Annotated in this window: 14 protein-coding genes; 6 read left to right on the forward strand and 8 right to left on the reverse strand. The window is 59.9% G+C overall.

Features of this window, described 5'->3' with window-relative positions:
* The first annotated feature begins 104 nt into the window (after nt 1–104).
* Nucleotides 105–662 (forward strand): GNAT family N-acetyltransferase, encoded by a 558-nt coding sequence (locus tag AB4Z13_RS08640; protein WP_439016793.1) that lies wholly within the window; start codon nt 105–107, stop codon nt 660–662.
* A gap of 6 nt (nt 663–668) precedes the next feature.
* On the opposite strand, the gene AB4Z13_RS08645 is transcribed toward AB4Z13_RS08640, so the two are convergent.
* The 3 genes from AB4Z13_RS08645 to acnA form a co-directional block, all read right to left on the reverse strand.
* A complete protein-coding gene (locus AB4Z13_RS08645) occupies nt 669–1,070 on the reverse strand; it encodes a DUF2794 domain-containing protein (RefSeq protein ID WP_113319764.1) in 402 nt (133 codons plus the stop codon).
* 272 nt (nt 1,071–1,342) lie between these two features.
* Nucleotides 1,343–2,083, reverse strand: coding sequence for a DUF1223 domain-containing protein (locus AB4Z13_RS08650; RefSeq protein ID WP_439016794.1), 741 nt, complete (start codon nt 2,081–2,083; stop codon nt 1,343–1,345).
* Between the two features lie 236 nt (nt 2,084–2,319).
* Nucleotides 2,320–5,010 (reverse strand): aconitate hydratase AcnA, encoded by a 2,691-nt coding sequence (gene acnA, locus AB4Z13_RS08655; protein ID WP_439016795.1) that lies wholly within the window; start codon nt 5,008–5,010, stop codon nt 2,320–2,322.
* A 260-nt stretch (nt 5,011–5,270) separates the two neighbouring features.
* Between acnA and ccmA the strand changes: the two genes are divergently transcribed.
* Genes ccmA through AB4Z13_RS08680 form a run of 5 tightly spaced genes read left to right on the forward strand, consistent with a single transcriptional unit; the run spans nt 5,271 to nt 8,159 of the window.
* Nucleotides 5,271–5,915, forward strand: a complete 645-nt coding sequence (gene ccmA / locus AB4Z13_RS08660) for a heme ABC exporter ATP-binding protein CcmA (RefSeq protein WP_439016796.1) — start codon at nt 5,271–5,273, stop codon at nt 5,913–5,915.
* Nucleotides 5,912–6,571 (forward strand): heme exporter protein CcmB, encoded by a 660-nt coding sequence (ccmB, locus tag AB4Z13_RS08665; protein WP_007814552.1) that lies wholly within the window; start codon nt 5,912–5,914, stop codon nt 6,569–6,571. The genes ccmA and ccmB overlap by 4 nt, the downstream gene beginning before the upstream one ends.
* A 48-nt stretch (nt 6,572–6,619) precedes the next feature.
* Entirely contained in the window at nt 6,620–7,381 is a 762-nt protein-coding gene (locus tag AB4Z13_RS08670) for a heme ABC transporter permease (RefSeq protein WP_439016797.1), read from the forward strand.
* A 2-nt stretch (nt 7,382–7,383) separates the two neighbouring features.
* Entirely contained in the window at nt 7,384–7,554 is a 171-nt protein-coding gene (gene ccmD, locus AB4Z13_RS08675; protein WP_439016798.1) for a heme exporter protein CcmD, read from the forward strand.
* A complete protein-coding gene (locus AB4Z13_RS08680) occupies nt 7,551–8,159 on the forward strand; it encodes a DsbE family thiol:disulfide interchange protein (protein ID WP_439016799.1) in 609 nt (202 codons plus the stop codon). The genes ccmD and AB4Z13_RS08680 overlap by 4 nt, the downstream gene beginning before the upstream one ends.
* Before the next feature lie 42 nt (nt 8,160–8,201).
* Here AB4Z13_RS08680 and AB4Z13_RS08685 read toward each other — a convergent pair whose 3' ends face one another.
* Genes AB4Z13_RS08685 through dapF form a run of 5 tightly spaced genes read right to left on the reverse strand, consistent with a single transcriptional unit; the run spans nt 8,202 to nt 13,235 of the window.
* Complete coding sequence (locus AB4Z13_RS08685; RefSeq protein ID WP_439016800.1) at nt 8,202–8,789, reverse strand: DUF2585 domain-containing protein; 588 nt, start codon at nt 8,787–8,789, stop codon at nt 8,202–8,204.
* Complete coding sequence (locus AB4Z13_RS08690; protein WP_113319771.1) at nt 8,786–9,430, reverse strand: septation protein A; 645 nt, start codon at nt 9,428–9,430, stop codon at nt 8,786–8,788. The genes AB4Z13_RS08685 and AB4Z13_RS08690 overlap by 4 nt, the downstream gene beginning before the upstream one ends.
* Nucleotides 9,431–9,489: 59 nt before the next feature.
* Nucleotides 9,490–11,046 carry a signal recognition particle-docking protein FtsY gene (gene ftsY, locus AB4Z13_RS08695; protein WP_439016801.1) on the reverse strand — a complete coding sequence of 519 codons (1,557 nt, stop codon included), beginning with the start codon at nt 11,044–11,046 and terminating at the stop codon, nt 9,490–9,492.
* 15 nt (nt 11,047–11,061) lie between these two features.
* Nucleotides 11,062–12,336 (reverse strand): tRNA (N(6)-L-threonylcarbamoyladenosine(37)-C(2))-methylthiotransferase MtaB, encoded by a 1,275-nt coding sequence (gene mtaB / locus AB4Z13_RS08700; protein WP_439016802.1) that lies wholly within the window; start codon nt 12,334–12,336, stop codon nt 11,062–11,064.
* Entirely contained in the window at nt 12,333–13,235 is a 903-nt protein-coding gene (gene dapF, locus AB4Z13_RS08705; RefSeq protein WP_439016803.1) for a diaminopimelate epimerase, read from the reverse strand. Before dapF ends, mtaB begins: the two co-directional genes overlap by 4 nt.
* Nucleotides 13,236–13,274 lie beyond the last annotated feature (39 nt).

Raw genomic sequence — 13,274 nt, forward strand, 5'->3', positions numbered from 1 at the left:
GGACTGAAAAACGAAAAGGCGGCTTCGGCCGCCTTTTTTGTTGCGGTCGGTTCGCTGGAGTGCTTCAACGTGAGCCTTCGTTCAACCGTGCCGATCGATACGAAATGCTCCCTCTCCTGCGCGACACCCTTCCTTCCGATCTTCCCGCCATTACTGAAATCTACCGCGAGTCCGTGCTGAACGGCATCTCGAGTTATGAAATCGTGCCGCCAAACGAAGCGGAAATGACGGCTCGCTACTCCGCCATTCGCGAGCAGGGCTATCCCTACATCGCCGCTACAGCCGAGGACGGAAGCCTGCTCGGCTATGCCTATGCCTCGGCATTCCGCACCCGTCCTGCCTATCGCTGGCTGGTCGAGGATTCGATTTATCTGGGCACGGAGGCGCGCGGCAAGGGTATCGGCAAACTACTCCTTGGAGAGTTGATTTCGCGCTGCACCGTCTCTGGCTTCCGCCAGATGACCGCCGTCATCGGCGGTGCAAGCCCGGCTTCTATCTCGCTTCACCGTTCACTGGGTTTTGAAGAGATCGGTCTGATGAAGGGCGCCGGTTACAAGCACGGCCGCTGGCTGGATACGATGCTGATGCAGCGCAGACTGGGCGAAGGAACGGAAACCCATCCCGATCCTGAGGCCTATCCGGGCACGCTGTTCAAGGGGTGATATCGCTTACTTGTCGACGAGCTTCAGCGATTTGTCGAAAACCTTCAGGACTGGCCCAAGCTCGTGGCCGCGCTTCAGGATCATGCCGTTGGTGTTCACGACCGAAAAGGCGCCCTGCTTGGCAGCAAGCTTCGGATTCTTCTCGATGCGGAAGAGCGGCATTTCGCCCGAGCGCTTGAAGACGGAGAACACCGCCTTCTCCCCCGTGTGGTCGATGGCATAGTCTTTCCACTCGCCTTCGCCCACCATTCGACCGTAGATCCACAGAATCTGGTCGAGCTCCCGCCGGTGAAATGTCACTGGCATCGGATCTTTATTTTGTCTGTATTCCTTGAGATCAACGACGGTTGAAGAGCTATTGTCGACGGAGCGGCTTTCGCCGTGTCGCAAATCCGGCGTATCTGTCATCAGACTCCCAAGACCTCCACGTGTGACAGGAGAGTGACAGTTTGCCCGAGCCGCGGCAAATTGCAAGGGACCGACTGTCACACTGGGGACGAAACCTGCTTTCTCCGGTGTGCCGCATTTCAGTCAAAACAGCGCCTCATTTCCAAGAGAACTATAGGCTCCAGTTTGGCGCCAGCGCGCCAAAGGGCCCGGCGGAGCGTATCGACCTTAACCCCAGCCCCGAATACGCTTGGCCGGGCCGCCTGACTTTCATCAACAAGTAGATGAAATCCTTAGATATTTTTTCCCGCCATGACGACTGTCGCGCCGAGGATCGCTCCCGGATCGCCGTTATCAGTCACGGACTGCAAGAGAATCGCTGATCCCTCGAGATCTGGTTTTTCCATCACGCTGGCCGGCAGAGTGAGCGTCGTTGCCTTGCCATCCCACATACCGACGGTCTCCACATCGGTCACGCTGTGGAGGTAGGAGATCTTCTGGCCGCTGTTTTCGCCCTTCTCGACGTCGATCGTTTTTTCCTTGTCGAAATAGACGATCACCACATTGGCCTTGCCCTGGCCGGCGCCGAGCTTGATCTCTAGTTGGTCGCCGCTCATGCGAGCGCTGACAGGCACGGTCAGGCCTTTGCCCTCGTTGGCATAGCCATTTATCTTGCCGTTGATGCCGGCAAGATCGGCGCCTGCGAGATGGTCACGGCCATTGACGATTGCCTGCGGCGTATAGACGTTGCTGCGGCCCATCATTCGGGCATAGCCGTACTGCCGCTCGGTATTTTCCTTCGAGCTCAGCGTGTCGGCCCAGCCGAGATAATTCCAGTAATCGACGTGATAGGCGAGGGCGATGACATTGCCCTGGCTGACGAGCTTGCGGAATGCGGCATCGGCCGGCGGACAGGAGGCGCAGCCCTGCGCCGTGAACAGCTCAACGACGCCTTTCGGCGTACCATCTTCGGCGAGGAGCGGACTTGCAAAAGCAAGCCCGGCGATCAGCGGGATCATAAAACGCGGGGACATTCACCAGCACCTCTTTTCCAGGGTCAGCAGCGGTCCTGAACTGCCGGCTCTGAGATATGAACGTACGAATAATCCTTCCGGGTCCAAACGGAAAGTCACGAACGGGTGAGACGGAGCCCCAGGCGGACGACGGCCGAAACACATCACCGTGAGCAGCGAAACAGCCTCGTTTTCCACAAAGAAAAACCGCCGGAAATTGCTCTCCGGCGGTCATTATCAGGCAAGTATCTTAACAATCAGGCTGCGAGATCGCGCAGAACCGTCTGCAGGATGCCGCCATTGTTGAGGTAGACGACCTCGTCCAGCGTGTCGACGCGCGACACCAGCGGAACGTCCTTCACCGTGCCGTCGGCATAGGTGATCTTGGCGATCTTCTTTTCGCGCGGCTTGATGTTTTCGAGGCCCTCGATGGTAACGAGTTCGTCGCCCTTAAGGTTGAGGCTCTGCCATGTCGTGCCCTCTTCGAAGACGAAGGGGATGACACCCATGCCGACCAGGTTCGAACGGTGGATACGCTCGAAGCTCTGGGCGATCACGGCCTTGACGCCGAGCAGGTTCGTGCCCTTCGCAGCCCAGTCACGCGAGGAACCGTTGCCATATTCCACGCCGGCGAAGATGACGAGCGGAACGCCTTCGGCCTTGTACTGCATGGCCGCATCGTAGATCGAGGTCTCTTCCTTGGACGGATAGTGGATGGTGTAGCCACCTTCCTTGCCGTTCGCACCGAGCATGAAGTTGCGGATGCGAATATTGGCAAAGGTGCCGCGCATCATCACTTCGTGATTGCCGCGGCGCGTGCCGTACTGGTTGAAGTCGGCAACTGCGACGTCGTGGCCAAGCAGGTAGGCGCCTGCCGGCGAAGCAGCCTTGATCGAACCGGCCGGGGAAATGTGGTCGGTGGTGATCTTGTCGCCGAAGAGGCCGAGAACGCGGGCGCCCTTTATGTCGGAAATGCCGGTGCCCTTCTTGCCCATGCCGACAAAGTAGGGCGGGTTCTGGACATAGGTCGAATCGTCGTCCCACGCATAGGTCTGGCCCGGGGGAACCTGAACGGCCTGCCAGTTTTCGTCACCCTTGAAGACGTCGGCGTACTTTGTTTCGTAGAGTTCGCGGGTGACGTACTTCAGGATGAATTCCTGAACTTCCTTTGAAGTCGGCCAGATATCCTTGAGATAAACCGGATTGCCATCCTGGTCTTCGCCGATCGGCTCCTTGGTCAGATCCTTCTGGACCGTACCGGCAAGAGCGTAGGCGACGACGAGCGGCGGCGAAGCGAGGTAGTTCGCCTGAACGTCGGGCGAAATGCGGCCTTCGAAGTTGCGGTTGCCCGAGAGCACGCCGGAAACGATCAGGCCCTTGTCGTTGATCGTCTTGGAGATCGGCGCCGGCAGCGGGCCGGAATTGCCGATGCAGGTCGTGCAGCCGAAGCCAACGAGGTTGAAGCCGAGCTTGTCGAGGTCAGCCTGCAGGCCGGACTTGGCGAGATATTCGCCGACGACCTGCGATCCCGGAGCAAGCGAGGTTTTGACCCACGGCTTGGTCTTCAGGCCCTTGGCAACGGCATTGCGGGCGAGAAGGCCGGCTGCGATCAGCACCGACGGGTTGGAGGTGTTGGTGCAGGAGGTGATGGCGGCAATCGCGACGTCACCATGGCCGAGATCGAAATCCGTGCCTTCGACCGCATAGCGGTTGTTCAGCTGACCGGGCTTCTTGTAGTCGGCATCCATCGAACCGGCAAAGCCGGTAGCGATGTTTTCGAGCGCGATGCGGCCTTCCGGACGCTTCGGACCGGCCATCGACGGCACGACGTCGCCGAGGTCGAGTTCCAGCGTGTCGGTGAAGACGAGGTCGGAACCATCACCGTCGCGCCACATGCCCTGGGCCTTCGAATAGGCTTCGACAAGCGCGATCCGGTCATGCGTGCGGCCGGACATCGTGAGGTAGTTGATGGTTTCGCCATCGACCGGGAAGAAGCCGCAGGTCGCGCCGTATTCCGGACCCATGTTGCCGATTGTCGCGCGATCGGCGAGCGGCATGTTGTCCATGCCCGGGCCGAAGAATTCGACGAACTTGGAAACGACGCCCTTCTTGCGCAGCATCTGCACGACGGTCAGAACGAGGTCGGTCGCGGTTACGCCTTCCTTCAGCTTGCCGGTCAGCTTGAAGCCGATAACTTCGGGCAGAAGCATCGAGACCGGCTGGCCGAGCATGGCGGCTTCAGCTTCGATACCACCGACACCCCAGCCGAGAACGCCGAGGCCGTTGATCATTGTCGTATGCGAGTCGGTGCCGACGCAGGTGTCCGGATAAGCGATCGTTTCGCCGTCCTCTTCCTTCGTCCAGACAGTCTGGCCGAGATATTCGAGATTGACCTGGTGACAGATGCCGGTGCCCGGAGGAACGACGCGGAAATTCTTGAATGCCTGCTGACCCCACTTCAGGAAGCGGTAACGCTCGCCGTTGCGCTGATATTCCAGCTCGACATTCCTGGCGAAAGCCTGCGGCGTGCCGAATTCGTCGACGATGACCGAGTGGTCGATGACGAGGTCGACGGGAACAAGCGGATTGATCTTTTCCGGGTCGCCGCCGAGCGAGACCATTGCGTCGCGCATTGCGGCAAGGTCGACGACGGCGGGAACGCCGGTGAAGTCCTGCATCAGCACGCGGGCCGGACGATAGGCGATTTCATTCTCGACAGCGCCCTTGTTGTTCAACCATTCGGCGACGGCAAGGATGTGCTCCTTGGTGACCGACTGACCGTCTTCAAAGCGCAGCAGGTTTTCCAGCAGCACCTTCATCGAATAGGGGAGCTTCGATACGCCGGGGAGACCGTTTGCCTCAGCCTTCGGCAGGCTGTAGTAGACGTAGTCCTTTCCGTTCACGGAAAGCGTGGACCGACAATTGAAACTGTCAAGAGATTTAGACACGAGAGACCCCGTTTCTGATAGCCAACACAGTCGTGCGAACGCCTATGCACTTAATGCACATCAGGATGCGGGTACGGCCATTTCCGCTGTCCGCACGTGAGGAAAGACCCCAAGTTCGGCGCAAGGATGAAATTCACGCCGACCGCTGGCGTGGTTGCAGGTCTTATAGATAATTTCGTAGAGACTTGCCATAGCGACAAAGGTCAAAATCGGACATTTTTTGAGCTTGCCGATGGTGCCAATGAAGAAAGAGCCGATGCATGCATCTCACCGCTGAAAATCTGGCAGCCCGGCGCGGTGAGGATCTGATTTTCGTTAACGTTTCCTTTCACTTGCAGGCTGGCGAAGCGCTGATTCTGACGGGTAAAAACGGATCGGGAAAGTCCACTTTATTGCGCGTTATCGCCGGTCTTTTGAGGCCGGAAAAAGGCTCCGTTACAGTCGCTGATTCGGTCGGTGCCGAGAGGCGTCCGGCAGCGGAAGCGAGCCACTACCTTGGCCATCGTAACGCCATGAAGACAGAACTTACGGTTGCAGAGAATCTGGATTTCTGGAGATCCTTCCTTGGACCCGGCAAAGCCGCCAGCATGAGCATCGAGGAAGCCGCCGAAGCCGTCGGCCTGCCCGGCATTACCCACCTGCCCTTCGGCTACCTCTCGGCCGGCCAGCAACGCCGCTTCGCCTTCGCCAAGCTTCTGGTCGCGCATCGCCCGATCTGGATCCTGGACGAGCCGACTGCGGCGCTGGATGCAAGTGCAGACCGGTTGTTCACGGAATTGATTGAAGCGCATCGCAGGGAAGGCGGAATTGTCGTCGCCGCGACGCATCAACCTCTTGGGCTGGAAGGGACTAAGGAATTGAAAATGACCGGTTTTGCCGGGGTGGACCAGGGAGTGTGGGGATGACCGCCCTCTTCCTGCGTGACCTGAGACTCTCCATCCGCGCCGGCGGCGGTGCCCTGATCGGCATTCTGTTCTTCCTGACGATCGTCGCCGTCATCCCGTTCGGCGTCGGGCCTGATCTTGCACTTCTCTCCCGCATCGGCCCGGCCATTGTCTGGATCGGTGCGCTGCTCGCTGCCCTGCTCGGGCTCGACCGCTTGTTCCAGGCGGAGCGTGACGACGGTTCGCTCGATTTGATGCTGATGCAGGAAACGCCGCTGGTGCTGACCGTGCTCATCAAATGCGCCGCACACTGGACGGCGACAAGCCTGCCGCTCGTCATCGCCTCCCCATTGCTCGGCCTCTTCATGAACATGAACGAAACGGCGATCGGCGCGACCATGCTCACGCTCCTTGTCGGCTCGCCGGCAATCACCTTCATTGGCGCTGTCGGCGCAGCCGTTGCCGTCGCGCTACCTCGCGGCGGCCTGCTGGTCTCGGTACTGATCCTGCCGCTGACGATCCCCGTGCTGATCTTTGGCGTCAGCGCTACATATGCCGCGGTTGTGGGACCGTCGCCCTTCCTGCCGCCGTTTCTGATCCTCATCGCCCTGACGCTCTTCTTCGCCGTCATCGGTCCGGCAGCGGCAGCCCTTGCGCTCAGAAACACGGCGGATTGATCGGCGCTTCGATTGCGGCTCCCGGCGGATCAAGGTAAGGAAGCGGATATGAGCGAAACGAGCCTTGCCATCAGCAAATTCAGCGATCTCGCCAACCCGACGCGGTTTCTGGCGCTGGCATCGCGCGTCATTCCATGGCTGGCCGGCATCACGGCCCTCTGTTTTATCACCGGGCTCTATCTGAGCTTCTCGACCGAGGGCGACTATCAGCAGGGCGAGACGGTACGCATCATGTACGTGCATGTACCTTCCGCCTGGCTCTCCATGATGTGCTATACGATCATGAGCATTTCGGCGATCGGCACGCTCGTCTGGCGCCATCCGCTGGCGGATGTTTCGGCCAAGGCCGCAGCTCCGCTCGGCGCTGCCTTCACGCTCCTTGCACTCGTCACCGGCTCACTCTGGGGCAAGCCCATGTGGGGCACATGGTGGGTCTGGGATGCGCGGCTGACCTCCGTCTTCATCCTCTTCCTGATGTATCTCGGCCTGATAGCGCTGAACCGCGCCATGGATGAGCCCTCGAAGGCTGCGCGCGTCACCGCCGTCCTCATTCTCGTCGGCTTCGTCAATATTCCGATCATCAAGTTTTCGGTCGACTGGTGGAACACGCTGCATCAGTCTGCAAGCGTCCTGCGCCTCGATGGACCGGCGATCGATCCGGAATTCCTGCGCCCGCTGCTGATCATGGCGATCGCCTTCACCCTGCTCTTCTTCACGCTGCATCTGATGGCGATGAGAAACGAGATCTGGCGCCGCCGCATCGCCTCCCAGCGCCGCATGGCCGCCCGCATGGCAAGCCGGGAGGACTGACGATGGGCTCCTACGCCTTCTACGTCTACGGCTCCTATGGCTTTGCCGCTATTGTGACGATCGCAGTGACGCTCTGGACCTGGACTGACGGGCGTGCACGCCAGAAGGAATTGGCAGCGCTTGAAGCCGCCGGTATCCGTCGCCGGTCCGCCAGACCGAAGGACGACGAATGACCGCGGCTCCGCAAGAGAATAGGCCGAAAAGCCGCAGCGTCAGTCGCTATGCGCTTGCCCTGATCCCGCTGCTCGTCTTCGGCGGCATCGCGGCAACGGCAGCCAAAATGCTCTACGACCAGGATTTTCATGGCAAGAATATCGCCGAAATTCCCTCGGCTTTAATCGGCACCAAGGCGCCGTCGCTGAACCTGCCGCCGCTCGAAGGCTCCAATCTGCCGGCGCTGACGGATGAAGCGGTCAAGGGCAAGCTCACCCTCGTCAACGTCTTCGCCTCCTGGTGCATTCCCTGCCGCGATGAACATCCCCTTCTCAAGCAGCTTGCCGAGGATGGGCGGCTGAATATCGTCGCGATCAACTACAAGGACAAGAACGAGAACGCCTTGCGTTTCCTCGGTGAACTCGGCAATCCCTACCACGCCATCGGCGTCGACCCGAACGGCAAGGCGGCGATCGACTGGGGCGTCTACGGCATTCCGGAAAGCTATCTTGTCGCGCCCGATGGCACGATCATCTACAAGCGTGTCGGCCCCTTCGACGATATCAGCCTGAAGGAAGGTCTTTTTCCAGCAATGGAAAAGGCACTAGGCAAGCCGCTTTCCTAGAGTCTTCCTGGTGAGATTGCAGAATTCTGACCAGGAAAGCCTCTAAACACCGCCCTGCCAGACCTTGATCGCTTCGACCGGCCAGATCAGCATCAGCACATTCAGCGTCAGATTGTCCCGGATCATATAACCGGTGAAAATCTCGAAGAAGATGGCAATGGCAACGGTCAGCGCCACAGGCGCTCTCGAGGCGAAGAAGAAGCCGATGGCCATGAAGATCGTGTCCATGGCCGAATTGATGATGCTGTCGCCGTAATAGTCGAGCGAGATCGTCGCCGTGCGGTAGCGGTCGATGATCAGAGGCGAATTTTCCAGAAGCTCCCAGCCGGATTCGATGAGAACAGCCAGGAGCAGGCGCGCCGCAAACGGCTTGCCGCGTAGCACGAGATGCGCCAGCCCGTAGAACAGGAAACCGTGAATGATATGCGACGGCGTGTACCAGTCGGACAGGTGCTGGGAATTGCCGCTGGAATTGACCGTGCCTTCCCACAGCTTGACATAGCCGCAAGTGCAGATCGGCACCCGGCCCATCAGATATTCGGCAACGATCTGCGCGACCAGCACCGCAAGGCAGGCGGAAAACCAGAAGATCTGATGCCGTGACCGGTCGGTGCCCTCGATAACAGTCACTTCTCGCTTTCAGCCTCGGTGGAAATGCTGTGCTTCAGCACCAGCGGCATCTGCGCCATGGTGAAGATGATGGTGATCGGCATCGTGCCCCAGACCTTGAAGGTAATCCAGAAATTATCCGAGAAATTACGCCAGACGACTTCGTTCAGCACCGCAAGAAACAGGAAGAAGATACCCCAGCGGATCGTCAGCTTGCGCCAGCCTTCGGCATCGAGCTGGAAGGCGGCGTTGAAGACATAGCCGAGCAGCGACTTGCCGAAGGCGAGGCCGCCAAGCAGGGCAAAACCGAAGAGCGCATTGACGATCGTCGGCTTCATCTTGATGAAGGTTTCGTTCTGCAGCCAGATCGACAGAGAACCGAAGATCAACACGACGATGCCCGAAACGAAGGGCATGATCGGCAGATGGCCGAGCATGATCTTGGAAACCACCAGCGAGAGAATAGTTGCGCCCATGAACAGCCCGGTCGCCACGAAGAGCGGACCGCCGAGTTCGGCCAATGCCGGAAAACGCGCGACAAGCCATTCACCACGCAGATTGGCAAAGAAAAAGACCATAAGCGGTCCGAGTTCCAGGGCCAGTTTTAGAAGCGGATGATGCCGGTCTGCGGCGCTGGGAGTAATATCGCTTTCAGTCGTCATGCTTCTTCAAACCTGCTTTTTTGCAATGCATGCAAGCCATCAACGGCTAATCTGTGGCATCATTGGCCAATGCCGGCAATGGCCTGCGCAAAATCCTCTGCCTCGAACGGTTCGAGATCGTCGACCCCTTCCCCGACACCGATGAAATAGACTGGCAGCTTATGCTTGGCGGAGATCGCTACCAGAATGCCGCCGCGCGCCGTGCCGTCAAGCTTGGTCATGATCAGCCCGCTGACGCCGGCGACATTGCGGAAGATTTCCACCTGATTGAGCGCGTTCTGGCCCGTCGTCGCATCGAGCGTCTGGAGAACGGTGTGCGGCGCATCTGGGTCGAGCTTGCCGAGCACGCGCACGATCTTCTCGAGCTCGGCCATCAGCTCCGCCTTGTTTTGCAGGCGGCCAGCCGTATCAATGATCAGCACATCGCATTTCCTAGCCCTCGCCTGCTCAAAAGCGTCATAGGCAAGGCCTGCCGCATCCGCGCCGAGCTTGGTGCCGATGAATTCGGACTTGGTGCGATCGGCCCAGATCTTCAGCTGCTCGATGGCCGCAGCACGGAACGTATCGCCGGCCGCCAGCATCACCTTCAGGCCGGAGCCAGATAGCTTCGCCGCAAGCTTACCGATCGTCGTCGTCTTGCCGGTGCCGTTGACGCCGACAACGAGGATCACATGCGGCTTGTGCGAAAGATCGAGCTGCAGCGGCTTGGCGACCGGCTTCAGCACCTTAGCGATTTCGTTCGCCATGATACGGCTGACATCTTCGCCGGTCACATCCTTGCCGTAACGCTCCGAAGCGAGCGTATCGGTCACCCGCATAGCTGTCTCGACGCCGAGGTCGGCCTGGATGAGCAGGTCTTCGAGATCCTGAAGCGTCTCGTCGTCAAGCTTGCGCTTGGTGAAGAGTGCGGTGATCTGGCCAGTAAGCTGCGAGGAGGTGCGCGCCAGACCATTGCGCAGGCGCTGGAACCAGGAGAGTCTCGGCTGCGGCGCGGCTACCGGTTCCGGTTCAGCGGCCGGTCCGGTAGCGAAGCCTTTGGGAAGGATGGGGTTCGGTGCCGATCTGTCGGAGGTGGCACCCTCCTCTGTCCTGTCGGACATTTCCCCAAGAGGGGAGATCGGCATGGAACGAGAATCCTGCTCTAGCTCAGCCGAAATTTCCAGGGCGTCGCGAGTCGGAATCTCTTCTGGAAATGTCTCAGTTGGCTCGACCCTGCCTTCCGCTCTTACGGCAGCAGCATCCTCCAAATGATCTTTCCCCTTGTGGGGGAGATGTCCCGAAGCGACAGAGGGGGGCGCCACCGCGACGTCATCTGCAGCCGCTTCCGCTTCGGCTTCCAGTAGCGACAAGGGCACGACACCCATATCGCTCAGATCATCGGCGATCGGGAGCAATTCCGGCTCGCCTTCAATAGGCTCCTGTTCCGCTACAGCTTCATCGAGATCGGCCGCAGGTCCGCCAGCCGTGTCCATCTCCTCGGCAAGAACTGGATCGTCAGCAACTGGCAGATCTTCGTCGCGCGAGCGCGGCTCCAGCTCCCTTTCAACTGCCTCCGGCACAGGCTCTTCCGCCGGCTTGCCGAAGGTGAAGACCTTTTTGATGAAACTGAGCGCCATGAGCTGTCCGTGAAGTCAGGCCGCCGCGGCAGCCGTCAATTGCATGTGGAGATGCTTGCCGTTGTGGCCTGATATCGTCGCTTCGACGATATCGCGCGGGCGAAGACCGAGGACAGTGACAAGCGTGAAGTTTTCCGTATGGGCAAGACCATTATTTTCCACCAGCAGCCATTGCCGCGTTCCGACCATCTTGTCCAGATGGCGCTGGTGCAGCATCTGTCCAGTGGCGCGGAGGCGAGCGGCGCGATCCTTGATGAGCGAGCGATCGAGCTGCGGCATGCGCGCGGCAGGCGTGCCGGGCCGCGGGCTGTAGGGGAAGACGTGCAGATGCGCGATGTCGGCTTCTTCGGCGAGGCGCGCCGCGTTCTCGAACATCTCCTCGGTCTCCGTCGGGAAGCCGGCGATCATGTCTGCGCCAAAACTTATCTCCGGCCGCAGCCGGCGCACGTCTTCGATGAAACGCAGAGCATCGGCACGCAGATGGCGGCGTTTCATGCGCTTGAGGATCATGTCATCGCCGTGCTGCAGGGAAAGATGCAGATGCGGCATGAAACGCGGTTCGCCCGCGATGAGGTCCATGAGATGGCGATCGGCCTCGATACTATCGATCGACGATAGCCGCAGCCTGCGTATGTCAGGCACCTGCTTGAGAAGTGCCTTTGCGAGCAGACCAAGCGTCGGCTCGCCGGGAAGATCTGCGCCATAGCTCGTAGCATCGACGCCGGTCAGAACGATTTCGCGATAGCCGCTGTCAACGAGATTGCGGGCCTGATCGACCACGGCCCCCATCGGCACCGAACGCGAATTGCCGCGGCCATAGGGGATAATGCAGAATGTGCAGCGATGGTCGCAGCCGTTCTGCACCTGGATGAAGGCGCGCACGTGGCCGTCAATATGCTTGACCATCTGTGGCGCGGTGTGGCGCACACTCATGATATCGTTGACACGAAGCTTCTCTTCCGCCGAAACGCCGAAATCCGGAAGCGCGCGATAAGAGGCAGCCTTCAGCTTCTCCTCATTGCCGAGCACGGCATCAACCTCGGCCATTTCCGCGAAGGTCTGCTTTTCAGTCTGGGCGGCACAGCCAGTGACGATGATGCGGGCATGCGGATTGTCGCGGCGCGCGCGGCGGATCGCCTGCCGGGCCTGGCGAACGGCCTCGCCGGTCACGGCGCAGGTATTGACCAGAATGGCATTGTTGAGCCCGGCCGCTTCCGCCTGCGATCTCATGACTTCGGATTCATAGGTATTGAGACGGCAGCCGAAGGTAATGACCTCGACGCCGCTCACCGCGCTTCCGCCCCACGTTCGGCATCGCGAGACCATGTGCCGGTCGAAGGATCGAGCGCACCGGACCATTCCCATTCGGCAGGGCCGGTCATGACAACATGGTCATCCTCGCGCCAGTCGATGACCAGCGGCTGGCGGATCGGGCTGGAGGCGACGTCGATCGTCACCTTGCGGCCGGTGCGGCCGGTGCGCGCAGCACTGACGGCAGAGGCGCAGGCGGCAGAACCGCAGGCAAGCGTCAGGCCGGCGCCGCGCTCCCAGGTGCGTGTCCGCAGCGCCGAATCCGAGATGACCTGCGCCAGCGTGATATTGGCCTTTTCCGGGAACATCGGATGGTTTTCGAGCAGCGGCCCGAAACGTTCGAGATCGAAGCTCATCGGATCGCGGTCGACCCAGAAGATCGCATGCGGATTACCCATCGACATGGCCGAAGGCGAATGCAGCACCGGATTGTCGATCGGCCCGATCTGCAGCTCGATGCGGCTCGTATCGTGAAATTCTTCTGCGAGTGGAATACGATTCCATTCGAAAACCGGCCGGCCCATGTCGACGGAGATCGTGCCATCCTCATGCTCGACTGCGTTCAGGATGCCGGCGACCGTCTGGAAGGTGAAGGCCTTCTTGCCGGTCTCGGCGGCCAGCGCCTGCACGACGCAACGCGTACCATTGCCGCAGGCCTGCGCCTTCGAGCCATCGGAATTGAGGATGTCGATATATGCGTCGGTTCCCTGGACCTTCGGATCATGGATCGCCATGATCTGATCGAATTGCGTCTCAGAATCGGCATTAAGCGCGATCGCCGCCTGCGGCGTCACCTTGTCGGTCCGCCCACGCATGTCGACAACCAGGATCTTGTTGCCAAGCCCGTTCATCTTCGCGAATTCGACCGTGTTACTCATCTGACTATTTCCGCTGCGTTTTGGCTGTATATGGCGGAA

Source organism: Rhizobium sp. YAF28 (genome assembly GCF_052113285.1).
Lineage (GTDB): Bacteria > Pseudomonadota > Alphaproteobacteria > Rhizobiales > Rhizobiaceae > Rhizobium.

Bases quoted from the DNA above. Each gene is read 5' to 3' on its own strand.
- AB4Z13_RS08640 (WP_439016793.1), top strand. From the start codon at position 105: ATGCTCCCTCTCCTGCGCGACACCCTTCCTTCCGATCTTCCCGCCATT.
- AB4Z13_RS08645 (WP_113319764.1), bottom strand. From the start codon at position 1,070: ATGACAGATACGCCGGATTTGCGACACGGCGAAAGCCGCTCCGTCGAC.
- AB4Z13_RS08650 (WP_439016794.1), bottom strand. From the start codon at position 2,083: ATGTCCCCGCGTTTTATGATCCCGCTGATCGCCGGGCTTGCTTTTGCA.
- ccmA (WP_439016796.1), top strand. From the start codon at position 5,271: ATGCATCTCACCGCTGAAAATCTGGCAGCCCGGCGCGGTGAGGATCTG.
- ccmB (WP_007814552.1), top strand. From the start codon at position 5,912: ATGACCGCCCTCTTCCTGCGTGACCTGAGACTCTCCATCCGCGCCGGC.
- AB4Z13_RS08670 (WP_439016797.1), top strand. From the start codon at position 6,620: ATGAGCGAAACGAGCCTTGCCATCAGCAAATTCAGCGATCTCGCCAAC.
- ccmD (WP_439016798.1), top strand. From the start codon at position 7,384: ATGGGCTCCTACGCCTTCTACGTCTACGGCTCCTATGGCTTTGCCGCT.
- AB4Z13_RS08680 (WP_439016799.1), top strand. From the start codon at position 7,551: ATGACCGCGGCTCCGCAAGAGAATAGGCCGAAAAGCCGCAGCGTCAGT.
- AB4Z13_RS08690 (WP_113319771.1), bottom strand. From the start codon at position 9,430: ATGACGACTGAAAGCGATATTACTCCCAGCGCCGCAGACCGGCATCAT.
- ftsY (WP_439016801.1), bottom strand. From the start codon at position 11,046: ATGGCGCTCAGTTTCATCAAAAAGGTCTTCACCTTCGGCAAGCCGGCG.
- dapF (WP_439016803.1), bottom strand. From the start codon at position 13,235: ATGAGTAACACGGTCGAATTCGCGAAGATGAACGGGCTTGGCAACAAG.